Annotated in this window: 22 protein-coding genes, 1 tRNA gene and 1 pseudogene; 10 read left to right on the forward strand and 14 right to left on the reverse strand. The window is 70.1% G+C overall.

Features of this window, described 5'->3' with window-relative positions; genetic code table 11:
• Window positions 1-113: 113 nt before the first annotated feature.
• Entirely contained in the window at window positions 114-1,547 is a 1,434-nt protein-coding gene (locus tag BN4251_RS08550; RefSeq protein WP_087484679.1) for a tagaturonate epimerase family protein, read from the forward strand.
• A 50-nt stretch (window positions 1,548-1,597) separates the two neighbouring features.
• Here the strand turns inward: BN4251_RS08550 and BN4251_RS08555 are convergent, their stop codons facing one another.
• Complete coding sequence (locus tag BN4251_RS08555) at window positions 1,598-2,107, reverse strand: DUF6328 family protein (protein WP_087484680.1); 510 nt, start codon at window positions 2,105-2,107, stop codon at window positions 1,598-1,600.
• Window positions 2,108-2,191: 84 nt separating this feature from the next.
• Here BN4251_RS08555 and BN4251_RS08560 point away from each other — a divergent pair, with 84 nt between their 5' ends.
• On the forward strand, window positions 2,192-3,208 hold the full coding sequence (locus BN4251_RS08560) for a YdcF family protein (RefSeq protein WP_087484681.1): 1,017 nt from the start codon (window positions 2,192-2,194) through the stop codon (window positions 3,206-3,208).
• 27 nt (window positions 3,209-3,235) lie between these two features.
• On the opposite strand, the gene BN4251_RS08565 is transcribed toward BN4251_RS08560, so the two are convergent.
• On the reverse strand, window positions 3,236-3,853 hold the full coding sequence (locus BN4251_RS08565) for a biotin transporter BioY (protein ID WP_087484682.1): 618 nt from the start codon (window positions 3,851-3,853) through the stop codon (window positions 3,236-3,238).
• Between the two features lie 156 nt (window positions 3,854-4,009).
• Here BN4251_RS08565 and BN4251_RS08570 point away from each other — a divergent pair, with 156 nt between their 5' ends.
• Complete coding sequence (locus BN4251_RS08570) at window positions 4,010-5,032, forward strand: zinc-binding alcohol dehydrogenase family protein (RefSeq protein ID WP_087484683.1); 1,023 nt, start codon at window positions 4,010-4,012, stop codon at window positions 5,030-5,032.
• A gap of 24 nt (window positions 5,033-5,056) precedes the next feature.
• On the opposite strand, the gene BN4251_RS08575 is transcribed toward BN4251_RS08570, so the two are convergent.
• On the reverse strand, window positions 5,057-5,812 hold the full coding sequence (locus tag BN4251_RS08575) for a M50 family metallopeptidase (RefSeq protein WP_342744517.1): 756 nt from the start codon (window positions 5,810-5,812) through the stop codon (window positions 5,057-5,059).
• A gap of 76 nt (window positions 5,813-5,888) precedes the next feature.
• Between BN4251_RS08575 and BN4251_RS08580 the strand changes: the two genes are divergently transcribed.
• Window positions 5,889-8,156, forward strand: a complete 2,268-nt coding sequence (locus BN4251_RS08580) for a family 78 glycoside hydrolase catalytic domain (RefSeq protein ID WP_087484685.1) — start codon at window positions 5,889-5,891, stop codon at window positions 8,154-8,156.
• Window positions 8,157-8,259: 103 nt separating this feature from the next.
• Here the strand turns inward: BN4251_RS08580 and BN4251_RS08585 are convergent, their stop codons facing one another.
• The 7 genes and pseudogenes from BN4251_RS08585 to BN4251_RS08620 all read right to left on the reverse strand — a co-directional run bounded on the left by BN4251_RS08585 (window position 8,260) and on the right by BN4251_RS08620 (window position 14,714).
• Entirely contained in the window at window positions 8,260-8,463 is a 204-nt protein-coding gene (locus BN4251_RS08585) for a cold-shock protein (protein ID WP_087484686.1), read from the reverse strand.
• A gap of 501 nt (window positions 8,464-8,964) precedes the next feature.
• Window positions 8,965-11,444: pseudogene (locus tag BN4251_RS08595) on the reverse strand (ATP-dependent DNA ligase).
• A gap of 19 nt (window positions 11,445-11,463) precedes the next feature.
• Window positions 11,464-12,453 (reverse strand): IS481 family transposase, encoded by a 990-nt coding sequence (locus BN4251_RS08600; RefSeq protein WP_087484688.1) that lies wholly within the window; start codon window positions 12,451-12,453, stop codon window positions 11,464-11,466.
• Window positions 12,450-13,202, reverse strand: coding sequence for an ABC transporter permease (locus tag BN4251_RS08605; RefSeq protein ID WP_087484689.1), 753 nt, complete (start codon window positions 13,200-13,202; stop codon window positions 12,450-12,452). The genes BN4251_RS08600 and BN4251_RS08605 overlap by 4 nt, the downstream gene beginning before the upstream one ends.
• On the reverse strand, window positions 13,199-14,128 hold the full coding sequence (locus tag BN4251_RS08610) for an ABC transporter ATP-binding protein (RefSeq protein ID WP_087484690.1): 930 nt from the start codon (window positions 14,126-14,128) through the stop codon (window positions 13,199-13,201). Before BN4251_RS08610 ends, BN4251_RS08605 begins: the two co-directional genes overlap by 4 nt.
• On the reverse strand, window positions 14,125-14,373 hold the full coding sequence (locus BN4251_RS08615) for an AbrB/MazE/SpoVT family DNA-binding domain-containing protein (protein ID WP_087484691.1): 249 nt from the start codon (window positions 14,371-14,373) through the stop codon (window positions 14,125-14,127). The genes BN4251_RS08610 and BN4251_RS08615 overlap by 4 nt, the downstream gene beginning before the upstream one ends.
• Window positions 14,374-14,528: 155 nt before the next feature.
• Window positions 14,529-14,714: a helix-turn-helix domain-containing protein gene (locus tag BN4251_RS08620; protein WP_087484692.1), complete on the reverse strand. Its 186-nt coding sequence runs from the start codon at window positions 14,712-14,714 to the stop codon at window positions 14,529-14,531.
• An 89-nt stretch (window positions 14,715-14,803) separates the two neighbouring features.
• Here BN4251_RS08620 and ku point away from each other — a divergent pair, with 89 nt between their 5' ends.
• From ku to BN4251_RS08650, 6 genes are all read left to right on the forward strand, one after another.
• Complete coding sequence (gene ku / locus BN4251_RS08625) at window positions 14,804-15,691, forward strand: non-homologous end joining protein Ku (RefSeq protein ID WP_087484693.1); 888 nt, start codon at window positions 14,804-14,806, stop codon at window positions 15,689-15,691.
• A gap of 84 nt (window positions 15,692-15,775) precedes the next feature.
• Window positions 15,776-16,087 (forward strand): putative quinol monooxygenase, encoded by a 312-nt coding sequence (locus BN4251_RS08630; protein WP_087484694.1) that lies wholly within the window; start codon window positions 15,776-15,778, stop codon window positions 16,085-16,087.
• 71 nt (window positions 16,088-16,158) lie between these two features.
• The gene (locus tag BN4251_RS08635; protein ID WP_245810264.1) at window positions 16,159-16,782 is read left to right on the forward strand and encodes a TVP38/TMEM64 family protein; all 624 of its coding nucleotides are present in this window, start codon (window positions 16,159-16,161) and stop codon (window positions 16,780-16,782) included.
• Window positions 16,783-16,936: 154 nt separating this feature from the next.
• Window positions 16,937-19,030: a PTS sugar transporter subunit IIA gene (locus BN4251_RS08640; RefSeq protein ID WP_087484695.1), complete on the forward strand. Its 2,094-nt coding sequence runs from the start codon at window positions 16,937-16,939 to the stop codon at window positions 19,028-19,030.
• A gap of 4 nt (window positions 19,031-19,034) precedes the next feature.
• Window positions 19,035-20,183 (forward strand): mannitol-1-phosphate 5-dehydrogenase, encoded by a 1,149-nt coding sequence (locus BN4251_RS08645; RefSeq protein WP_087484696.1) that lies wholly within the window; start codon window positions 19,035-19,037, stop codon window positions 20,181-20,183.
• 46 nt (window positions 20,184-20,229) lie between these two features.
• A complete protein-coding gene (locus BN4251_RS08650) occupies window positions 20,230-20,502 on the forward strand; it encodes an HPr family phosphocarrier protein (protein WP_087484697.1) in 273 nt (90 codons plus the stop codon).
• 24 nt (window positions 20,503-20,526) lie between these two features.
• Here the strand turns inward: BN4251_RS08650 and ptsP are convergent, their stop codons facing one another.
• The 4 genes from ptsP to BN4251_RS08670 all read right to left on the reverse strand — a co-directional run bounded on the left by ptsP (window position 20,527) and on the right by BN4251_RS08670 (window position 23,885).
• The gene (gene ptsP, locus BN4251_RS08655; protein ID WP_087484698.1) at window positions 20,527-22,245 is read right to left on the reverse strand and encodes a phosphoenolpyruvate--protein phosphotransferase; all 1,719 of its coding nucleotides are present in this window, start codon (window positions 22,243-22,245) and stop codon (window positions 20,527-20,529) included.
• Window positions 22,246-22,329: 84 nt separating this feature from the next.
• Entirely contained in the window at window positions 22,330-22,821 is a 492-nt protein-coding gene (locus BN4251_RS08660; protein WP_087484699.1) for a hypothetical protein, read from the reverse strand.
• A gap of 320 nt (window positions 22,822-23,141) precedes the next feature.
• A tRNA-Ser gene (locus tag BN4251_RS08665) sits at window positions 23,142-23,229 on the reverse strand.
• 35 nt (window positions 23,230-23,264) lie between these two features.
• On the reverse strand, window positions 23,265-23,885 hold the full coding sequence (locus BN4251_RS08670) for a hypothetical protein (RefSeq protein WP_087484700.1): 621 nt from the start codon (window positions 23,883-23,885) through the stop codon (window positions 23,265-23,267).
• Between the last annotated feature and the right edge of the window lie 6 nt (window positions 23,886-23,891).

Here is a 23,891-nt window from a genome sequence, read left to right on the forward strand (position 1 = left end):
TATCCGAATCATCGGCTTCCCTGCAGGCGACATCTATGCAATCGTTTACGATACTCAGCGATGCGACCGCCGGGACAGCGCCTGTCCCGCACCCATCCGGAACGGAGAACCCCATGACCCTGCGCAACGACTCCCTCGAGGCGAGCATCCGCTACGACGGCTCGACCCGCTCGCTCCAGCTGATCGCCTCCGCGGCGGAGGCCCTCGGCTCCTTCGAGGGTGAGGCCGCGGCCTCCGGTGACGGACACGTGCTCACCGGCCCCCTGTCCACCGTGAACGCCAAGGCCCTGCAGGCCGCCTTCCCGGCACTGCGCCCGCAGAAGATCGGCGGCCACCGCACCTCCGTCGGCACCGGCGACCGCACGGGCCTGGCCACTCCCGGTCAGGCGCGCGCCTTCGCCGCCCAGGGCGCCGGCGTGATGCCGGTGCTCGCACAGCAGTCGATCCGCGAGATGGACCGCCTGGGCCGCAGCGCCCAGTCGGTGATGGACGACGCGGTCTTCGGCCTGGTCGAGGCGGGCTGGGACAGCGGCTTCGGCGCCGACTGCGACCACATCAAGACCACCGAGGGCATCGACCGGGGCCTCGAGGCCGGCTTCGTGATGTTCACCCTGGATCCGGGCGACATGGTCGCCGACGTCACCGCCGGCGTCACCGAGGCGGACGCCGCGGCGCTGCCCTGGGACCAGCTCGAGGACTCCCTCGAGGACCTCAAGCGGCGCTACGTGGGCATGACACTGGACGTCGGCCACAGCCGGATCGAGGTCACCGAGCAGGACGTCCTCACCGCCGCGGTGAAGTACGGCCGCGCCGTGGTCGAGGCGATGCGCCTGTACCGCCACGCCACCGAGAACGCCCGGCACGAGATCGAGATCGAGTTCGCGGTGGACGAGACCGCGTGGCTGACCACCTTCTTCGAGCACTTCTACATGGCCAGCGAGCTCAAGCGCCTGGGCGCCTCCTGGTTCAGCTTCGCGCCGCGCTACGTGGACGGCTTCGAGAAGGGCCTGGACTTCCTGGGCGACGCGGAGGAGCTGCGCACCAACCTCGAGGCCCATCACGCGATCTCCCAGCAGTTCGGCGGCTACAAGATCTCCCTGCACTCGGGCTCGGACAAGTTCTCGATCTACCCGCTGTGCGTCGAGGCCACCCAGGGCCTGGTGCACCTGAAGACCTCGGGCACCAGCTACCTGTGCGGTGTCGAGATCGTCGCCGCCCACGATCCGGAGCTGTTCTCCACCATCTGGGACATCTCCCGCGCCTCCTATGTCGAGGCCCGGGCGAGCTACCAGGTCTCCGCGCACGAGGACCGCACGCCCACCTCGCTCGAGGGCGTCGACTTGCTCGAGCTGATCCGCTCGAACGATGCCCGCCAGATCCTGCACGTGGGCTACGGCGACTCCCTCAACGGCAAGGACGCCGCGGGCGCCTCGATCCACGATCGCTTCCTCGCGGTCGTCGCGGCGAACCAGGCCCAGCACACCGACGTCCTCGCCGCCCACATCGGCAAGCACGTCTCCCCCTTCGCGTCCGGTTTGAACGCCTGATCCCGCCTCTCCTCGACGGCCGGTCCGTGCTGCGGCACGGGTCGGCCGTCTCAGCTGTGCACCCGTCGCGCCACCCGGTGCGGCAGCAGCACCAGCAGCCCTGCCATCAGGGTCAGCAGCACCAGCCCGACGGCAGCAGCGATCTCGCGGCTGAGCACCACGTCGATCACGAAGACCGCCACCGCGCTCAGCAGCACGCCGAGCAGCAGGATCGCGGTGCGCAACAGGGTGTTGGCGGTCTTGACCATCTCGTCCTTGACGCGCCGGCGGAACAGCCGCCGGTGCATGCCCACCGGTGTCAGCAGGAGGGCGACGATCAGCAGGGAGAGCAGCAGCAGTCCGACGTACCAGCCGACCTGCACCGCGTCGAGGTGCTCGAAACGGTCCTGGAAGGGCAGGACCACAAGGAAGGCGGCGAGGATCTGCGACCCGGTCTGGAGCACGCGGATCTCCTGGAGGAGCTCGTTCCAGTTGCGGTCCAGCCGCTGTGCCGAGGATTCCTCGCGGTCGTAGCGGCCGGAGCTCTCCTGCCCGGCCGGTGCACCGTCGTAGACGCCCATCTGCCCAGTCTAGGAGCAGGCACCTGCCTAGCCGCTCCGACGGCCGTGGCATGATGTGCGCCGACATGACGTGAGGAGTCGGGGATGCTGGGTGCGTTGTTCGGGACCGCTTTCTGGTGGGCGGTCTACCTGCTGGTCTTCCGGCGGGACCGCCGACGGGTGCGCAACGGGGTGCTGCTGCTGATCGCGCTGTACTCGAGCCTGTCGACGCTGGCCCGGCTGGTCACGACCACGCTGCCGATGGGGGACCTGCTGGTCCTCGCCGGCGCCGCGGTCGCGCTGCTGGGCGTGGTGGTGCTCGGGGTGTTCATGGTCTTCAACGGCCTGACCATGGTGCGCAAGGAGGGCCGCTCGCTGGGCAATCTGCTCTCGGGGGTGGTGGGGCTGGCCCTGCTGGGCGCGCCGGTGGCGGCCTCCGCTCTCGTGCTCACGATGACCCCGGCAGGGCTGGGTGCCGGGGCGCTGCTGGCCCTGCTGTCCCTCCACATGGGGCTGGCGTTCCTGGTGTTCTTGTGCGCCTCGGTGCCCTATCAGCTGTTCCCGCGGCAGCTCCGCACCGGCGGGATCATCATCCACGGCTCGGGGCTGGTGAACGGCAGGGTGCCGAAGCTGCTGCGCAGCCGGCTGGACCGGGCGGTGACGGAGCGGGAGCGCCTGCTGGCCCTGGGTGAGGATCCGCTGCTGGTCCCCTCGGGCGGGCAGGGCGAGGACGAGTCGCGCCCGGAGGGCGAGGCGATGGCCGAGTACCTCATCGAGGAGGCCGGCATCCCCGCCGAGCGGGTCCATACCGAGACCGAATCCCGCACCACCGAGGAGAACCTGCGCTTCTCGCACCGGATCCTCGACGAGGCCGGCCACCAGGCGCCCTATGTGGTCTCCACCAGTCGGTACCACGCCTTCCGCGCCGCGCTGCTGGCGCGCTCGCTCGGCTACGCCGACGAGGCGATCGGTGGGCCCACGACGTTCTACTACGTCCCCAGCGCCACCCTGCGCGAGTTCCTGGCGATCCTCTCGTATCGCAAGGTGTGGCTGGCGGTGTCCTTCCTGCCCTCGCTCGCCTTCGTGGCAGTGCTGGTGCGGGCGGCGACGCTCAGCGGCTGAGGCCGCCGGGCCGTGCCGCCCTCCAGCTCAGCCTCGCGAATCGAGCGCCCGCACGCCGCGCCAGGCGGCGGGGATCAGCACGGCGGCCATCGCGGCCTTGACCAGGCCGCCGGGGATGAAGGGCCACAGGCCCGCGGCGAGCACTCCACCGAGGCCCAGCTCGGCGCCCATCACGGCGTCGAGGATCATGGCGAGGTAGGGGACGCCGAACAGGAAGGGCACCGCGCTCGCGGCGACGAAGCCGACCATGGCCAGCAGCGGGGTGCGGTCCCAGGAGCGCTCGGCGAACCAGCCCGCCACGAAGGCGGCGGGCACGAAGCCGAGGAGGAAGCCGAAGCTCGGCGAGAGCACCGAGGCGGGGCCGCCGCTGAACTCGGCGAACACCGGGGCACCGGCGAGGCCGATGAGGAGGTAGGTCAGCAGCGCGGCCGCGCCGCGGCGGGAGCCCAGCGCCGCACCGACCAGGATCACGCCGAGGGTCTGCCCTGTGATCGGCACGAGCGGCAGCGGGATCGTGACCTGTGCGAGGAGGGAGACGACGCCGACGCCGGCGAGCACCAGGCCCGCATCCTGCAGGCGCGTGCGGTGCGGGGCCAGAACATCGGCCAGGACGGGGCGGCGGGCCGGGACGGCGATCGCGGACATGGGGCTCCTCAGGGACGGGACGGATGAAGCAGGGGCCAGCCTACGACGCGGGCGGAGTCCCTGTTCACGCAGTGATCTCCTTTTGCCCGTGCAGAGGCGATCTGCAAGCGTTGGCGTACAGGAAGCGGTAGTCGGGAGTCCGGGAGCAGAGCACTGATGAGAGCCGTCCACGTCACCACGCCGGGCACCGCGGAGGTCGTCGAGCTCGACGATCCCACCCCCGCACCGGGCGAAGCGCTGCTGCGGGTGCGCTTCGCCGGGATCTGCGGCTCCGATGTGCAAACGTTCCTGGGCACCCAGCCCTTCGCGTCCTATCCGCGGGTTCCCGGTCACGAGTTCTCGGCCGAGATCGTCGAGATCAACGGGGTCAGCGACCGCTTCTCCCCCGGAGACGTGGTCACCGCCGTCCCCTACTTCCAAGACGGCACCTGCTACGCGTGCCGGCGCGGGCTGCTCAACGCGTGCGAGCACAACGAGACGATGGGCGTCCATCGCGACGGCGCGTTCCAGGAGCTGCTGACGATGCCGCTGGACCGGCTGCACCGGGCCGACGGGGTGGATACCCGCGATCTCGCGCTGGTCGAGCCGTTCTCGATCGGCTATCACGCGGTGCGTCGGGCTCAGGTGGCCGAGGGCGAGCGCGTGCTCGTGATCGGTGCGGGCGCGATCGGGCTGCTGACGATGCTCTCGGCGCTCACGCGCGGGGCGCAGGTGTGGGTCGCGGACGTCGTCCCCGCGCGCCTCGGGGTCGCGGTCTCCATGGGCGCGCGCGGCACCTTCGACCTGCGCACGGCGAGCATCCCGGAGGCGGTCGCCTCCGCGACCGACGGCGACGGCTTCGACGTGGTGTGCGAGGCGACCGGCCTGCCCGTCTCCTTCACCAACGCGATCGAGGCCGCGGCCCAGGGCGCCCGGCTGGTGCTGATCGGCAACGGCACCCGAGAGGTCACCTTCAACCAGTCCGTGCTGATCAAGAAGGAGCTGGACGTGCTCGGCTCGCGCAACAGCCGGGAGGTCTTCGGGACGCTGGTCGACCTGCTCGAGCGCGGCGCGGTGGACGTCTCCCCGCTGCGCACCAGGATCGTGCCGTTCACGGAGGCGACGCAGGCTCTCGAGGGGGCCGCGGCCGGCGCGGGCGAGGACCTCAAGGTGCTGATCGAGTTCCCGCCCGCTCCCTGAGCCGGCCCCGTAGCGGGCGCCGACTCACAGCAGGTGCGGCCCCACGGCGGTCCACGCCCACCAGCTGGCCGCCGCGAGGACCAGGACGTATCCGAGGTTCCACAGCCAGCGCGGCACCCGGGTGAGCTGGGCGAGCTGCGCGGGATCATCGGAGCGCCCACCGCCGGTGATCACGGCCGCGAGGTGCCTCCAGGCCCCCAGCAGCAGGAACACGCCGGCGGCGAGGGTCAGCAGCGCGATCAGCGCCGCGCTCCCCCACCACCACAGCGCCCCCACCGCGGCGGCGGTGCCCAGCACCGCCGCCAGCGTGTGCAGGGAGCGTGTGAAGACCAGTGAGAGCACGAGCACCACGAGCGCGACGAACAGGGCGGAGCGGGCCCAGCCGTGCAGCGAGATCTGCACCAGCAGCGCGCCCACGATCGCGGGCGCGGGATACCCGGCCCAGGTGGAGGCCACCCGGCCGATCCCGCGACGCGGGCCGACGGTGACGGCGTGGCCGGACATGTCCGGGCTGACCACGAAGCCGGTGAAGCGCCGACCCATCAGGATCCCCACACCTGCGTGCCCGAGCTCGTGCACGATCGTCACCGCGAGGCGCGTCGGCCGCCACAGCGGCGGCAGCACCACCGCCGCCAGCGCGACGGCGAGCGCCAGCAGGAGCCAGGTGCCCACCTCGGGCGCGGCGTCCGGCGCAAGGCGGGCGACGATCTCCCGTCCGATCTGCTCGAGGTCCATCCGCTCATGGTCCCATCCGTGCTCCGCCGCCCCCTGGATGCGCACCTCGGCGTGATCCGGCGCACATCGTGCCAGACTGGCCGGACCCGTCGACGATGACCGAAGGACCTGGTGCCACCGCATGCCCGACATCGATCCCGCCCTCGCCCGGTGGATCACCGCCCCTGGCGAGGACCCGCAGAACCCGCTGCTGCGGCTCTCCTTCGAGCTGCCCTCACCGCCCCTCGCGGCACGGCTGTGGGTGACCGGGCTGGGCACCTTCCGCGCCCATGTCAACGGCACCGAGGTGAACCGGGGACGGCTGGATCCTGGGCTGACGGATCCGCGCCGCCGCATCCAGGTGATCGAGGCCGAGGCCGCACCGCTGCTGGTGCAGGGACAGAACGTGCTGGCCCTCGAGCTGGGGCGGGGCTTCCACGCGATGACCACGCCCAACGAATGGCGCTGGCATCTGGCGCCGTGGCGCGGACCGGTGCGCGCCTGGGCGCACCTGCGGCTCGAGCTGGCCGACGGCACGGTCACCGCGCTGTCCACCGGGGAGCACTGGCGCACGAGACCGGGCCCGGTGGTCTTCGACTCGATGTACGAGGGCGAGACCTTCTCCCCCACGGAGGACCCCGGCGCCTGGCTCCTGCCCGGCTATGACGACAGCGCCTGGGAGCCGGTGCTGGTGGCGCGGGATCACGTCGGCTCCCATCGCGCGGAGCGGGCGGCGGAGCCGCTGCTGGTGCGGCAGGTGCAGGAGCCCGTGGTGGAGCAGGAGGAGATCACCCCCGCTGTGCTCTCCTCCTCCCCGGAGCGGATCGTGCTGGACATGGGCCGGGTGATCGCCGGCTGGTGCCGCTTCACGCTCGCCGATCGGGTGGGCTCCGATGCTCCGCCGCTCGAGGTCGTGGCCCGGCACGCGGAGAAGCTGCGGGCCGACGGCACGGTGGACGATACGAACGAGCACGTCCACACCGATCGCTTCCAGCAGGATCGGGTGCTGCTGCACCCGGCCTTCGCGCGCTCCTTCGCGCCCCGCCACAGCTACAAGGGATTCCGCTACGTCCAGCTCGAGCCGGTCTCCGGCGACCTCGCCGGGCTCACCGTGACCGGGATCCTGGCCCACGCGGACCTGCGCGAGGTCAGCACCCTGACCTCCTCGGAGCCGTATCTGGAGCAGTTCGATGCGGCGATGCGCGCCTCGCTGCGGAACAACATGCACCACGTCCCCACCGACACCCCGATCCAGGAGAAGAACGGCTGGACCGGTGACGCGCTCACGGCGCTGTCGGCGATGACCACGAGCTTCGACATGCGCCGGATGCTGCGCAAGTGGCTGGCCGATCAGGTGGACGGGCAGCGGGAGGACGGCTCGCTCGCGGTGATCTCCCCGAACCCGGACTGGGGCTACGAGGAGCTCTCCCCCGCCCCGGAATGGACCTGCCTGCTGCCGGAGCTGCTGGACGAGCTGGTCACCGAGTACGGCGAGGTGGAGCTGGTGGCCGAGCACGGCCCGGCCGCGGCCCGGTATCTCGCCTACGAGCTGGGTCGGCGCGATGAGGAGGGGCTGATCTCGGGGGTGCTGGGCGACTACCTCACCCCGGGCAGCCCCGGCCCGGCCCCGGAGGACAAGCGGCTCAGCGCCACCCTGTTCGTGGCCCGCGCCCTGCGCGCCCTCGCCCACGCCCGCGAGCTCGCCGGCGACCAGGACATCGAGGGCATCCCGGCCCCGGAGGCGCTGCGCGCACAGGCCGCGACGCTCGAGGAGGCGGTGAACACCGTCTTCCTCGATCCCGCACAGGGCATCTACCGCGACCCGGAACCCGCGGGCGCCCCCTACCGCCAGACCAGCAACCTGTTGCCGCTGGTCTTCGGCACGGTCCCGCCCGAGCACACCCGCACCGTGGTGGAGAACCTGGTGGCCGACATCCGCTCCCGCGGCGACCATCACGACTGCGGGCACATCGGGGTGCGCTTCCTGCTTCCCGTGCTCTCCACGCACGGGCATGGCGCGCTCGCCTGGCGGGTGCTGAATGCTCCCACCGCCCCGGGGTGGAGGGCGTGGCTGGAGGCGGGCAACTCCACGTTCATGGAGATGTGGCACAGCCCCCGCTCCCATTCGCACTACTTCATGGGCACGCCCGCGACCTGGATCCATGAGCACGTGGCGGGGCTGCGGCGCGGGGCCGACGGATGGCGCGAGTTCGTGGTCGCGCCCGATCCGGACGTGCCGGTGGGCAGCATCGCGCTGTCCCGGCAGACGGACCGCGGGCGGATCGTGCTCGAGGTGGACCGCGAGCAGCGCACCCTGACGGTGTCGGTGCCCGAGGGATGCCGGGCACGGGTGGTGCTGCCCGGGCTCGAGCAGGTCTTCGAGGCCGGCTGCCGCACCCTGTCCTGGTGACGACGCTGTCGCCGACGACAGCACGGCGCCCGCCGCGCCCGGCAGATGCCGGACCCGACGGGCGCCGTGTTCATGCGACCGATCCGTGGATCAGCCGCGGAGCTCAGATGCCGCGGATGTTCGTGGCCTGCAGACCCTTGGGGCCCTGCTCGACGTCGAACTCCACGCGCTGGTTCTCCTCGAGGTCGCGACGGCCGGTGCCGACGATCGCGCTGAAGTGTGCGAACACATCGGCGGAGCCGTCCTCGGGGGCGATGAAGCCGTAGCCCTTGTCGGAGTTGAACCAGGTGACGATGCCAGTAGCCATGGCGATATTCCTTCGTTGTCGTGAACCACGTTCGTGGCCCGTGTATCCGTGACGACGGCGCCGCCGCGGATGGGGTGCGGCGCACAGCGCCGCCTGCACCGCCTCCGACGACGTGACGTCGCCGGTGCGGCTGATGTGGGGCCCGTGGGCCGTGGGGACCGGCGCGTCAGCAGGTGCGCTGAGGGCGAAGCCGGTGGGCTCCCCGGCGAGCGCGGCGATGCAGGGGTCGCCGCCGGCTCGGAGCCGGAAGAGGGAGGAGGTGGTGTGGGGTGACGCGTTCGCGTCGTCGTACGGGGGCAGTGCGGAGGAGGTGATGTAGTCCCAATTTCGTCGGAAGTGCTGCGCGACCGTCGTCGGTCGCCTCCGTGGGAGGCATCCTGCGCCGTGCGTGTCCTTGCTGATCCTGCCATGCGGCGGGTTCATGCGGAAGAACTCGAGAAGACTACGGCATGAACTCGCACGGGCGTGACGCGGTGTGACCTACCGGACCCCGCCCGCTTCTCATGCGTCCCAGCGGATCTCGTCGGCCTGCTTGTCGGGACGCCATCCGCGCCACACCGGGTGGCGCGGCCGGCCATCCTCGGTGCGCTCGGTGTGCTGGACCTCGCCCACCAGGTCCGCGCGCACCCAGTCGGCGTCGCGGCGGTCCGTGGCCGGGACGTCGTCGACGGGCGGGGTCTTCCGGCTCCGGGAGCGGAGGCGCTCGGCGATCTGCTCGAGGTCGCGATCGGTGAAGCCGGTGCCCACGCGGCCCGCGTAGCGCAGCGTCCCCTCCGAGTCCGGGACGGCGAGCAGCAGCGAGCCGATGCCCCCGGAGCGCGAGCCCTTGCCGCGCCGCCAGCCGATCACCACCACCTCCTGGTGCCGGGCGTTTTTGATCTTGACCCAGGTGCGCGAGCGCTTGCCGGCCTGATAGATGCCGCTCTCCTTCTTCGCCATCACCCCTTCGAGCTGGAGCTGCTGAGAGATCTCGATCGCGTGCTCGACATCGCCGTGGTCGGCATGGGGCAGCTGGACGTGCTCGCCCGCTCGGACGGTCTCGAACAGCGCCTCGCGACGTGCGCGATACGGGTCCCGCAGCATCGAGTCGCCACCGCGGACCAGAAGGTCGAACAGCATCACGTGCACCGGGACCTCCTCGCGGGCCCGCTCCACGTCCCGCGGACGGGTCAGCCCCAGGCGCTGCTGGAGTCGGGAGAAGGTCGGGCGGTCGCGGCTGTCCAGGGCCACGATCTCGCCGTCCAGCACCGTCTCCCCCGCAGCCCGCGCCTCGGCGTCCACGGCGTCGTGCAGCTCGCCCAGCTCGGGGAAGGTCGCCGTGAGGTCGTTGCCGCTGCGGCTGGTCAGGCGCACGGCCCCCTCGACGACGGTCGCGATCACGCGTACGCCGTCCCATTTCATCTCGAAGGCCCACTCGTCCTCGTCGCGGATGTCCTCGCGGCGCCCGAGGGCGGCGAGCATCGGGGAGATCGGCTCACCCATCTCGGCGGGATCGGAGGGGGCCGGGGCGTCCTTGCCGCCCTCCGTCGCGGGCTGGTCCTTCATCAGGTGCAGCAGCCAGTTCGCCTGGGCCTTCTCCTGCGCGGCGGCGGACTTCCGGGAGGAGCCCATGCCGCCGGTGTGGATGAAGGCGTAGCGGCGCGGTGTCCCGCCGAGGCCGCCGTCGGGCCGGCCGTGGCAGACCACGATGACCTCCCTGCCCTCGCGCCACTTCTCGATCTCGATGCTGCCGGTGTCCCAGAGGATGACCTCACCGCCGCCGTACTCCTGTTCAGGGATGGTGCCCTCGAACGTGCCGTATTCGAGCGGGTGGTCCTCGGTCTGCACGGCGAGCCGGTTCACGTCGGTCTCGAGCGGCGGGCCCTTGGGGACGGCCCAGGACACCAGCACCCCGGAGTGCTGAAGACGGAAGTCCCAGTGCAGGCGGGAGGCGTGGTGCTCCTGGATCACGAACATCGGCGCGCTCGCCTCGAGCGCCTCCTGCGCGTCGTGGGCGGCGTCGGCCCCCGAGCGAGCCGGCGGGACCGGCTCGGGGGTCTTCTCGGGGTCGCGCTTGGAGCGGTAGACCTCGAGGCGATCCCGGGCCTGCAGGGTGGATGCACCGCTCGCCTGCGCGGTGAGCCCGAGCGGAGCGATCGGATCCTCGCCGGCCTCGGCCCGCTCGAGGACCTCGTCCATCCCGAGATGACGGAGCTGGGGGTCCTCGACCTCCTCCCAGGTCCGGGGGGGGGCGCGGCGACGGTGGGCTCGAGCCGTCCGCGCAGCGAGTAGGGACAGATGGTGGTCTTGTGGCCGTTGTTCTGCGACCAGTCCACGAGCACCTTGCCGCGGCGCAGCGACTTCTTCATGTCGCTGACGACGTGGTCGGGGTGATCCTCCTCGAGGGCCCGCGCGAGCTGGTGGGCGACGGTCGCGATCTCGTCGGCCGTGCTGTCCCCGTCGAGCGGGGCGTAGAGGTGGATGCCCTTGGAGCCTGAGGTCACGGGGTACGTCTCGAGTCCCATGTCGGTGAGGATCTCGCGGCACCAGCCGGCCACCCGGGCGCAGTCGATGAGGTCCGCACCCTCGCCCGGGTCGAGGTCCAGGACCAGGCGGTCGGGGTTGTCGGGTTCGAGATCGGCGGTGAAGCGCCACTGCGGCGTGTGGATCTCCAGGGCGGCGAGCTGGGCCAGCCAGGCCAGCACCGCGGTCTCGTCGATCAGGGGGTAGGTGGAGACGCCGTCGCTGTGCTCGATGTCCGCACGCGGCACCCAGTCCGGAGCGTGGTCCTCGAGGTCCTTGCGGAAGAAGACCTTGCCGGGCTTGTCTGCGGTGCCGACCCCGTCCACCCAGCGCTTGCGCGTGGCCGGGCGCTGGGCGGCCTGCGGGACGAGCAGCGGGGCGATGCGGCGGTAGTAGTCGATCACCTCGCCCTTGGTGGTGCCCGTGGTGGGGTAGAGGACCTTGTCGAGGTTCGACAGCTTCAGCCTGCGCCCGTCCACCTCGACCCTCTGCTCACGACTAGCTGTACTGACCGGGGACGTTGGTCAATCGGGAGATGGGCGGCTGGTAGTCGCAGGCCGTGTGCGGCCGGTGGTGGTTGTAGTGGTGGAGCCAGTCAGCGAGTGCGTCGCGACGCTCCTGCTCGCTGGTGTAGCAGCGAGCGTAAGCCCATCCGTCGGCCATTGTGCGATGGAAGCGTTCGACCTTGCCTTTGGTTTGCGGCCGGTAGGGGCGGGTCCGCTTCGGGGTGATGGACAGCTCCTCGCAGGTGCCGCGCCACAGGTGCGAGCGGTAGGCACCGCCATTGTCTGATAAGACTCGTTCGACAGTGACGCCACGATCGGTGAACCACTCGACCGCACGGTGCAGCACAGCGACCGCAGTGGTGGCGGTCTCGTCGTCGTGGGCCTCGGAGTACGCCACTCGTGAGTGATCGTCGATCACGGTGTGGATGAAGGCGTACCCGAGCTTGGGATCGCGCCACTTGTTCTTCGGCTTGTCGGGGGTGGCGGAACGGTTCTTCTCTCCTTGGCGGCGGCCCACGTAGCGCCAGCCACCGCCATCGGGGATGTTCCCGAAGTTCTTCACGTCTACATGGACGAGGGAGCCAGGGTAGCGGTGTTCGTACCGGCGAACTAGCTCGCCAGTGGCGCGGTCGAGGTGAGCAAGTCGGTTCAATCGAGCCGAGCGCAGGATGCGGTGCACGGTCGATGGAGCGACACCGACGCGCACGGCGAGCTGAACCGGTCCTTCTCGCAGCCTCATTCGCAGGCTGATACAGCGCTTCGTGACCGCGAGCGATGTCTTGGTCGGTGAGTTCTTCGGGCGCGAGGACCTGTCCTGCATGGACTCGCCGGACAGATAGCGGTCTACCCAACGCTTCACGGTGGGCCACGACACCTGGAACCGGGCTGCGATCTCGCTGATCGGCCATCCTTCGTCGACGACGAGGCGGGCGACCTTGAGTCGGTGGCGAGGTGTGAGAGCGGCGTTCGCGTGCGTCGTCATCGGACCGGCTCCCACTGGAAGCGCCACCGGCCAATGAGAGCAGCGACGGCGAGTACAACGCACAGAAGAAACACCGGCATGATCATGGCGGCTAGTGGGTCGCCGTCCCACGCGTGTTGAGCGGCTTCGACGAACCAACGGACGGGTGAATATTTAACGATCTGCTGAATCGCCGACGGCATCGCTGCCAATGGCGTAAAGGCTCCGGATGTGAGCATGAGCAGGATCATGAGCACGTTCCCTATGCCCGTAGCGGCAGTGGCGGACGGATAGAGCGCAGCAAGCGCGCAACCCACTGCGAGGAAGGTGCTGAGCCCGATGAGGCACACGGCCAGGACACCTGGGACGTGGCTAGGCATGGGCACCCCGAAAACCCCGATCCCAATCGCCAAAGCGGTGAGCATGCCCGCAATACCTACGACGAAGTGCACGGTGAGGCTCGCTGCGATGAAGGTGGAACGACGCAGCGGCGTAAGACTCAGGCGTCGGAGTGCGCCCGTGTCACGAAGGGTCAGCATCGCCACGGGCACCTGGAGGACCCCGGTCATGGCGAGAACAAGAGAGGCGAAGGCGGGCAGGGTCGCATCGAGGAATCCCCGTCCACCGAACTCCGGTCGCGGATCGTTACCGAAGATCACACCCAAGGCCAGCACCAAAACCGGCGCGAAACCGAAAGAGAAGAACAGGCCTACAGGGTCGCGGCGCTGGGAGCGCCATAGGGCTTTGAGAAGGGCTCGATATGCGTTCATGCCGCCTGCTCCTCGGTGGTGATGTGTCGACCGGTGAGGGCCAGGAAGACGTCTTCAAGGCCGGGGGTCGTCGTGCTCATGCTCGTTACGGTGATGCGGTGTGCCGCCAGTGCAGCAAGGACGCCCTGCAGCCCGTCCGCAGTGCCGCGGATGGTCAGTTCCCGTCCCTCTGTTCGAGCGCTGGTCACGCCAGGAACTCCGTTGAGGTCGAACTCTGCGCTAGGCGACGCCGACAGGATGAGCTTCGCCGTGGTTTCGCCGGCGTGTTGCTGGATGAGGGAAGCCACTGTGTCCAAAGCAACCAACCGGCCGTGGTCGATGATGGCTACACGGTCGCATAGCCGTTCGGCCTCCTCCATGTAGTGGGTTGTGAGAACGACCGTTGCACCGCTATCGCGGACGTGCTCGACGGTGTCCCACATGTTTCGACGTGACTGAGGATCGAGAGCGGTGGTGAGCTCGTCCAAGAAGGCGAGCTGGGGACGGTTGATCAAGGCGAGGGCGACGAACACTCGTTGACGCTCCCCACCCGAGAGCCTGTCAACGCGGGCGTTGGCCTTGTCCTTGATCCCCAGATCCTTCAGCAGTTCGCGCCAAGGCCGCGGACGCTCGTAGAGGGCGGAGTAGAGCTCGAGGGCGTCCTGCACAGTGAGGCGAGGGGGCAGGGCCGCGCTTTGCAGCTGGACCCCAATTTGCTGAGCCAACGAGTGCTGGTCCTTGATGGGGTCGCAGCCGAGCACCTCGACGTGCCCAGACGAGGGGCGGTCCAGTCCTTCCAGGCAGTTCAACAGGGTCGTCTTACCAGCACCGTTCGGGCCCACGACCCCGAAGATCTCTCCTTCGCGGACCTTGAAGGAGACGTCTTCGAGGGCAGTGAAGCTGCCGAAGTTGCGGCTGACAGCCGCACAGCTCACGACATTCTTCATCCCTCATCACCCTCGGAGCCCACGGGGGCCTGATGGCTAGGCATCGCCTGCATGACGATCTGATCGAGCGTCTCCTGGCGCATCAAAGCGATCCCTTGGTTCGCGTCAGCGAGCAGGAGCAGGGTGTCGCCCGGGTGAATATCGAAGAGCTCCCGCGCACCCTTGGGGATGACGACCTGCCCCTTGGGGCCGACCTTGACCGTCGCGGCGTACTTGCCCGGTGGGGGCGTTTGATCCATGTCCATGCTGACCTCCTGGTTGGTGCCACAAGTATAACAAGTGACACCAACCAGGAGGTGACCTCACGGCATGTAGTCGATCAACGTGTCCGGTCAGTACAACTAGCCATGACTCCACTGTGCCCCCGATCACGTCATCCGTCACGGGACGGGCCGCTCGGTCAGCCCGGCGCCCCGGGCTCCCAGCGCAGCAGGTCCCCCACCTGGCAGTCGAGCACCTCGCACAGGGCCTCGAGCATCGAGGAGTACACCGCCTCGCCCCGCCCGTTCTTGAGGACCGCGAGGTTCGCGGCGGTGATGCCCACGCCCATGGCGACTTCATTCATCGATGAACAGCAGGAACCCATCACTTGTCGACAAGGATCGGCACGTGCTTCGACGCGTCCCCGACCGATCGGTCCTGGCCGGGGCGCTCGGCTCCGTGGTCTCATGAGCCATGCGCACGATATGGAGCGGTGAGATCACCTTCGGACTCGTGAACGTGCCGGTGAAGCTGCACGGCGCGACACGCTCGCACGACGTCTCCTTCCACCAGGTCCACGACGAGGACCACGGGCGGATCCGGTACCAGCGCACCTGTGAGGTGTGCGGGCGGGAGATCGACTACGAGCACATCGACAAGGCCTACGCCGAGGGCGACAAGACCGTCGTCCTCACCGACGAGGAGCTCGACTCCCTCCCGGCGGAGGACAACGACGAGATCGACGTGGTGCAGTTCGTGCCCGATGAGCAGGTCGAACCGATCCTGCTGGGCACCTCCTACTTCCTCGAACCCGTGGGCCGCTCCTCGAAGGCGTACGTGCTGCTGCGCCGCACGCTCGAGGACACCGAGCGCACCGCGATCGTCACGTTCACGCTGCGCACCAAGACCCGCCTCGGCGTGCTGCGCGTCCACGGCGATCTGCTCGCCCTGCAGACCCTGCGCTGGCCCAAGGACCTCAAGCAGGTCGACTTCGGCCCCAAGAAGTCGAAGATCAGCAGCAAGGAGCTGGCGATGTCGGCCTCGCTGGTCGAGCAGTTCAGCGCAGATTTCGACCCCGAGCAGTTCACCGACGAGTACCAGGCCCAGCTGCGCGAGCTGCTCGAGGCCAAGCTCGAGCAGAGCGAATCGGTCGACACCGAGGCGACCTTCGGCAAGGCGTCCGAGGGCGATGCGGAGGAGGGTGGCAAGGTGATCAGCCTGATGGACGCCCTCGAGCGCAGCGTCCGCAAGCGCCGCGGCGAGCAGGAGGAGACGACGCAGAAGCCCTCTCCCGAGAAGTCAGGCACCAAGAAGACGGGGTCGAAGAAGTCCGGCACGAAGAAGACGAAGAAGTCGGCCTGACCCCCTCGCCGTGCGGGACGGTCACGCGTCCCCGCCGCCGATCAGAGATGATGGCAGGGCACACCACCTCTACGAAGGAGAGCCATGACCGTCGTCGTCACCGCCGTGTTCTACCCCAAGCCCGGCAAGAAGCAGGAGCTCGCCGAGGCGATGCAGCGCGGCATCGCGGCCGTCCATGAGGAGCAGGGCTGCGAGCTCTACGCGATCCATGATGCCGAGGACGGCACCATCACGATGCTCGAGAAGTGGACCACCGTCGAGGACCTCGACGTCCATGGCGCCGGCGCCGCGGTCGAGATGCTCAACGCCGACATCGGCGAGCTGATCGAGAAGCCCACCCTGGTCACTCGCATGACCCCGATCGCCGCGGGCACCGAGGCGCAGGGCCTGCTCTGAGCACTCCCCCCACGAGCGAGTCCCGGGGCGACAGCACGCCCTGGGGCTCGATCCTGCGCAACATCGCGCTCGTGCTGGTGCTCGCGGCGATGCTGTGGCTCGCCCTCAACGTGCGCCTGCCCGAGCTCGGCACCCTGCAGGCCCGGATCGCGGGGATGGGCGTGTGGGGGCTGTTCGTCTTCATCGCCCTGTACGCGCTGGTGGCCCTCACCCCGATCCCCGTGACGATCATGGCGGTGACCGGCGGGCTCGTGTTCGGTCTGCCCGTCGGCACCGTGCTCTCGCTGGTCGGGGTGGTGATCGGCTGCTGGGGCGCGTACTGGCTGGCGCGCGGTCTGGGACGCGAGACGGTGCTGCGCCTGCTGGGCGGCCATGCACAGATGGTGCAGGAGCGCCTCGAGGGTGGCGGCTTCTTCGCGGTGTGCACGCTGCGGCTGCTGCCCGGGGTGCCCTACTGGCCGGTGAACTACGGCAGCGGGGCGCTGGGCATCCGCCACCACGAGTTCCTGATAGCCACCGCCCTCTCCTCGCTGCCCGGCCAGCTGTCCCTGGTCGCGATCGGGGCGTTCATCGCCGACCCCTCCCTGCTGCACGGCATCGCCGTCGGCATCTCCTGGGTCGCGGTGATCGTGCTGACGATCCTCTCACTGCGACGCTGGCGCACCGCCCGCCACGAGCAGGCCGCCACCGCCTGATCCCTGTGCCCGCAGGGGCCCGTCGTCCTAGACTGCTCTCACGCCGGCGGAGCAGCCTCCTGCGGGGCCGCTCCCCCGGCCGCAGCGCACCGACCGGTGCGTCCAGCCGCTCGACGGGGCCCCGGCTTCCGCCGACTGTCGATGAGGACACGTCATGAGCACAGCCACCGAGGCCACGCCCGGATTCAGTCCGCGCGTGGCACTGCAGAAGGTCGGCACCTCGCTGTCGAACATGGTGATGCCCAACATCCCTGCCCTGATCGCCTGGGGCATCCTCACCGCCTTCTTCATCCCCGACGGGTGGACCCCGAACGAGCCGCTCGCGAGCGTCGTGGGCCCGATGATCCACTACCTGCTGCCGCTGCTGATCGCGAACACGGGCGGCCGCATGGTCTACGAGGCGCGCGGCGCTGTGGTGGGCGTGATCGCCACGATGGGCGTGATCGGCGGCTCCGACTGGCTGATCGCCCAGGAGAACGCCGCGCAGCTCGAGAAGTGGCTCGCCGCCGGGAACGCGGAGGCCGATTTCGCCGCCCTCGGCCAGGTCCACATGTTCATCGGCGCGATGATCATGGCCCCGCTCGCGGCCTGGGTGATGAAGAAGCTCGACCGGCTGTGGCAGGACCACATCCCGGCCGGCTTCGAGATGCTCGTGAACATGTTCTCCGCCGGCATCTTCGGCTTCATCGCCCTGGTGGCCGGGTTCTTCGGGCTCGCACCGCTGGTGAACGGCCTGATGACGCTGCTGTCCAATGGTGTGGCGGCGCTGGTCAATGCGGGCCTGCTGCCGCTGGTGTCGCTGCTCATCGAGCCGGCGAAGGTCTTCTTCCTCAACAACGCCATCAACCACGGCGTCCTCACCCCGCTGGGCCTGTCGCAGGCCGACGTGGACGGCAAGTCGGTGCTCTTCCTGCTCGAGGCGAACCCCGGCCCGGGCCTCGGGATCCTGCTGGCGTTCACCGTCTTCGGCCGCGGGGCCGCGAGAGCCTCCGCCCCCGGTGCCGCGATCATCCAGTTCTTCGGCGGCATCCACGAGATCTACTTCCCCTACGTGCTGATGAAGCCGCTGCTGATCATCGCGGCGATCGGCGGCGGCATGGCCGGCGTGTTCGTCAACGTCCTGTTCGGCACCGGCCTGATCGCCCCTGCCTCTCCCGGCTCGATCTTCGCGATCTTCGGCGTCGCCGCCCGCGACTCCTACCTCGGGATCGCGCTCGCGGTGCTCGCCGCGGCGGCGGTGAGCTTCGCGCTCTCCGCCCTGATCCTGTGGCTGGGCAAGAAGGACGACGGCGACATCGCCGCCGCCACCGCCAAGATGGAGCAGATGAAGGGCAAGAAGTCCTCGGTCTCCGGGGCGCTCACCGGCGCGGGCGCAGGTGCTGCCGGTGCGGTCGCCGCGGCCGAGGCCTCGGACCACACCGGCCCGATCTCCCGGATCGTCTTCGCCTGCGATGCGGGCATGGGCTCCTCCGCGATGGGCGCGACGGTGCTGCGCAAGAAGGTGCGCGCCGCCGGCTTCGACGACATCGAGGTCACCAACAAGGCGATCTCGAGCCTGAGCGACGAGTGGGACGTGGTGGTGACGCAGAAGGAGCTCACCGATCGCGCTCGCCAGCGCACCGGCTCGGCCGTGCACGTGAGCGTGGACCAGTTCATGAACTCCCCGCGCTACGACGAGGTGGTGGAGCTGGTCCAGCAGCGCAACGGGGCCGACGACGCCGTGGCGCCCGAGGCAGCGGCCGAGCCCGCGCCGGCACCGCGCGGCCGGCACGCGGCGGAGGCTCCCGCCGAAGATGCTCGCGCAGCGGGCTCCGCCCCGGAGATCCTCTCCCCCGCGAGCATCGTCCTGGACGGCACCGCGAAGGACTCCGCCTCCGGCATCGACGAGGCCGGCGCCCTGCTGGTCGCCGCCGGCGCCGTGGACGAGAGCTATGTCGCCGCGATGCACGATCGCGAGGCGAGCGTCTCGACCTTCATGGGCAACGGCCTGGCGATCCCGCACGGTACCAACGAGGCGAAGTCCTCGATCCAGCGCTCGGCGATGTCCTTCGTGCGCTACCCGGGCGGGATCGACTGGAACGGCAATCCCACCACCTTCGTGATCGGCATCGCGGGCGTGGGCAACGAGCACCTGACGCTGCTGCAGAAGGTCGCGATGACCTTCTCGGACCCCGCGCAGGTGGAGCGACTGGAGAAGGCCACCACCACCGAGGAGATCCTCGAGATCCTCGGCGACGAGAAGGAGTGATCCGATGAGGGCAGTGCATTTCGGGGCCGGGAACATCGGTCGCGGCTTCGTGGGGCTGCTGCTGCACGAGGCGGGGTGCGAGGTGGTGTTCTCCGACGTCGCCGCCGAGCTCGTCGAGCAGCTGCAGCAGGCCGAGTCCTATGAGGTGCGCACCGTCGGCCAGCACCCGACCACCACCACGGTCACCGGATTCCGCGCGGTGAACTCCGCACAGGATCCCGACACTCTCACCGAGGAGATCGCCTCCGCGGATCTGGTGACCACCGCGGTGGGTGCGCCGATCCTGCGCTTCGTCGCCCCCGCCATCGCGGCGGGGATCGCCGCCCGGCCCGTCGGCTCCCCCCGCCTGGCGGTGCTGGCCTGCGAGAACGCGATCAATGCGACGGATCTGCTCGAGAAGGAGATCCGCTCGGCCTATCAGGGCGACGATCTCGACGATCGTGCGCTGTTCGCCAACACGGCGGTGGACCGGATCGTGCCGGTCCAGGCAGAGGGCTCGGGCCTGGACGTCACCGTGGAGGACTTCTACGAATGGGCGGTCGAGCGCGGCCCCTTCGCAGGGAACGAGCCGGACATCCCCGGCATCACCTGGGTCGATGCTCTGGGCCCGTACATCGAGCGCAAGCTGTTCACGGTCAACACCGGCCATGCCACCACCGCCTGGCACGGCTGGGCCGCAGGGCACGCGACGATCGCGGAGTCGATCGCCGATCCGGCGATCGCGCGCGAGGTGGAGGCGGTGCTCGGCGAGACCTCCGCCCTGCTGGAGGCCGTGCACGGCTTCAGCGGGGAGGAGATGGCCATCTATCGCCGCAAGGTGCTGGCCCGCTTCGCGAACACCTCGCTGCCCGATCCCGTCGAGCGGGTGGGCAGATCGCCGCTGCGCAAGCTCTCCCGCGATGACCGGATCATCTCCCCGGCCGCGGCGCTCGCGGAGCGGGGCATGGGGCACGAGGGGCTGCTCACGGCGCTGTCCGCAGCGCTGCTCTTCACCCCTGAGGGGGATGAGGAGGTGGAGCGTCTGCAGCACATCCTTCGCTCGTCGGATCCCGGTGCCGCGACCGCGGAGATCACCGGGCTCGACCCCGCCCATCCCCTCTTCCCGGAGGTGCGCTCCCGCATCGCCGGGGTATATTCCCCACACACTGAGTGACTCCGACGTCGCGCTCGCCGCGGCGGCTCATCGAAAGGCACGCACCATGGCAGAGCGCACCGTCAAGATCGCCAGCGCCTCCGGGCTCCACGCCCGCCCCGCCGGGATCTTCGCCCAGGCCGCGGCGGAGCAGCCCGCGACCGTGACCATCGAGAAGGCCGGCGGCAGCGCCGTGCAGGCCTCCTCCATGCTGATGCTCATGACCCTCGGCGCGGGGCAGGGCGACGAGGTCACCCTGCGCGCGGAGGGCGAGGGCGCCGAGGAGTCCGTCAACGCCCTCGCCGATCTCCTGGAGAAGGACCTCGACGCAGAGGAGTGAGCCGGCGACCCGCTCAGCGAGCCGTCACAGCCCCAGCTCTCCGAGGATCGGCAGTCCGGCGCGCACGGCGCTGACCGCATCCTCGGCGGTGCGGGCGGCGACGGCCCGGTCGGCGAGCTCGCGGGCCTGGTCGAGGGTCACGGTGGAGAGCACCTTCGCCACGGCGGGCAGCGAGCGGGGCGTCATCGACAGGCTGTTCACGCCCAGTCCCACGAGCACCACGGCGAGGCCGGGGTCGCCGGCCGCCTCACCGCACACGCCGACGGGCTTGTTCGCGCTCTCCCCGAAGGCCTCGGGATCCCCGCCCGCGGTGCGGGCACCGTCGCAGGTGGCCTTGACCAGTGCCAGCACCGAGGGCTGCCACGGGTTGTTGAGGTGGGCGAGGGAGCCGAGCTGACGGTCGGCGGCCATCGTGTACTGGGTGAGGTCGTTGGTGCCGATCGAGGCGAAGTCGCAGGCGCCGAGGTGACGATCTGCGGTCACGGCCGCTGCGGGGGTCTCGACCATGATCCCGGCGGGCTCGAGCCCGCGCTCCCGGCACAGGGAGACGAAGTCCTCGGTCTCGGTGACCGTCGCGATCATCGGAGCCATCACCCAGGCCTTCACGTCCGAGCTCTGCGCGGCGGCGGCGATCGCGTCGAGCTGGTTGGTCAGCACCGAGCGCTTCTCCCAGGAGGTGCGATAGGCGCGCACGCCGAGCGCGGGGTTGGGTTCCTCGGCGTCGGTGAGGAAGGGCAGCGGCTTGTCCGCACCCGCGTCGATGGTGCGCACCACCACCTTCTTGCCGGGGAAGTGCGTGAAGGCCTCCGCGTAGGCGGCGGTCTGCTCCTCGACCCCGGGCTCGTCCTCGCGGTCCAGGAACAGGAACTCGGTGCGGAACAGGCCCACCCCGTCGGCGTTCGCGGCCGCGGCGGCCGCGGCGTCCTTCGCCCCGCCGATGTTGGCCAGCAGCCGCACGCGCGTCCCGTCGCCGAGGACTCCTCCCCCGCCCTCGTAGGTGAGGGGGTTGCGCTGCAGCTCGGCCCAGGCCTCCGCGAAGTGCTGGTGCTCCTCGGTGACCTCGTCGGTGATGGTGCCGAGGCCTGCGTCGACGAACACCTCGGTGCCGTCGGCGAACTCGTGGATGCTCTTGGCGGCGACGATCGCGGGCAGTCCCAGCTGACGGGCCAGGATCGCGGTGTGCGACTGGGGGCCGCCGTCGGAGGTGATCAGCGCGATGACGCGCTCGGGATCGAGGGTCGCGGTGTCGGCCGGGGCGAGGTCGATCGCGGTGAGCACGAACGGCTCCTCGCTCTCGGGGATGCCCGGCGCCTGCTCGCCCCGCAGCTCGGCGACGATGCGGGCGCGCACGTCGCGCACGTCGGTGGCGCGCTCCGCCATGTAGCCGCCGAGCCCCTCGAGCATGGTGGCGACCTGGTCGCCGGCCTCCCACACGGCCCGCTCGGGGGTTTTGCCCCCGGAGTGGACGAGGCCCTGCGCGGTCTGGGTGAGGGAGGGGTCCGCGGCCATCTGGGCGGTCGCCTCGAGGATCTTCCTCGCCTCGCCCTGGGCCCGCTCGGCGAGGCGGCCGAGGGTGGCCTGCACCGCGCTCGCCGCGGCGGGGATGCGTGAAGCCTCGGCCTCGCGGTCCGCCCCCTCGGGCAGGGCCTCCTTCGCAGGCGGCTCCGCGACCGGCGGCGCCATCGAACGAATCGTCCCGATCACTCGGCCGGGGCTGACAGGTACACCGGTGTACTGGGCCATGACTGCGATCTCCTCGGATGGAGTCGGAAGGGCATCGTGGCCGTCATCGTACGCGGGCGTGCGATCACGCCACCAGATCCGGTGTCAGTCGGCGGAGCCCGGTGACTGCGGCGAGTCCGCGGAGGCCGGGCTCGGGGCCGACGGAGCGGACGGCGCCGACTGCGCCGAGGGAGCAGACTGGGCGGAGACCGGGGACGGCGCCGACTGGGCGGACACCGGCGAGGGCGCGGACTGCGCGGAGACCGGTGAGGGAGCCGACTGCGCGGACACCGCAGAAGGCGCCGAGGGTGCGGACTGCGCGGAGACGGCGCTGTTGGCCGTCATCATCTGCTCGGCCGGAGGCACATCGCCTGCCCCGCCCGAGGTCCCGTCCGCCTCCTCGGCGGCGCTGGGGGCGGAGAGGTTCGCGGTCTGTCCGGCAGGCTTCTCCGCCTCCTGCACGACCGACGTCTCCTCGACGCTCTGCTGCGCCTCCTTGATCGGACCGCCGGCGGTGACCGCGAACGCCACCCCGGGGATCAGCACCGCCGCGGTGCTGCCGGCGGCCACGGTCCAGAGGGTCTTCTTCGTGCTCATCGTGATCTCTCCTCGCTCTGCCCGCTGCACGGGCGCTGTTCGTGATGACCACAGAGAACAGGCAGTGGATGAGAACCGTGAAAGAGACCGATGAGGCTGTTCTCATGCAGCGCCGAGTCCTGCCCGGATCCTGACGTCTACGATGGCCCGCACCACGGATCACTGGGGCTAGCGTGATGAGCGGACAGGCGCAGAGCGCACCGAAGGCATCGGCGGAGACGGTGCGGCGCATGGAGAGCGGGCTCCACGCCCTGCGCACCAGCGGTGCGATGATCGCGGCCACCTTCCGGGCCGGCGCAGGGAGCGCTGAGCGCAGACGGCGGAGGGTGCGGGATTCGAACCCGCGGTACAGGGTCACTGCACATTGGTTTTCAAGACCAACTCATTCGGCCGCTCTGACAACCCTCCTCGTGCCCGAAGGCACCCGCGAGAGTCTACCGCTGTCAGGCGGCGCCGACCTGCTTCGCGTACTGATTCACGAACGTCGCCATCTCCTCGACGCTGATCTCCTCGGGCACGGCGGTCAGTGTGAGGACGCCGTCCTCGGTGCGCTGGTAGCAGGTCATGGAGCTGCCGGACTCATTGGTCCCGCAGCTGCCGGTGCCGGCGGCGACGTGGTCCGTCTCGATCTCGCCGACGAGGCTCTCGTAGTCGGAGCTGAGCACCGTCGAGTCGAGACTGATCAGGATGCTCTCCTGGGAGTGGGAGTACATGTGCGCGGGGCCGCTTCCGTCCATCAGCGTGAACTCGCCGATCTCCTGCGGGGGCTCCGCGACGGCGTCGGCCGGGATGACCGCGCCCTCGGCCGCGGGCCCCGGATCCGCTTCTTCATCCGCTCCGCCTGCGGCGTCCTCGGGGGCGTCCTCGTCCGCGGCCTCCGACGCCGCCTCGGAGGCGCGCTGCTCGGCCTCCGATGCCGCCGCCTCCGTCGCCTCCTCCTGGGGTGCCTCCTCACCGGTGAGGGCCGGGGTCGAGCTCTCTTCCTCCGGTGCACCTCCTCCGCAGGCAGCCAGCGCCAGGGTCGACAGGGCGAGGGTGGACAGGAGAACTGCGGTCTTCCGCATGGAGGG

Origin of the sequence: Brachybacterium massiliense (assembly GCF_900184245.1) — a bacterium.
Classification (GTDB): domain Bacteria; phylum Actinomycetota; class Actinomycetes; order Actinomycetales; family Dermabacteraceae; genus Brachybacterium; species Brachybacterium massiliense.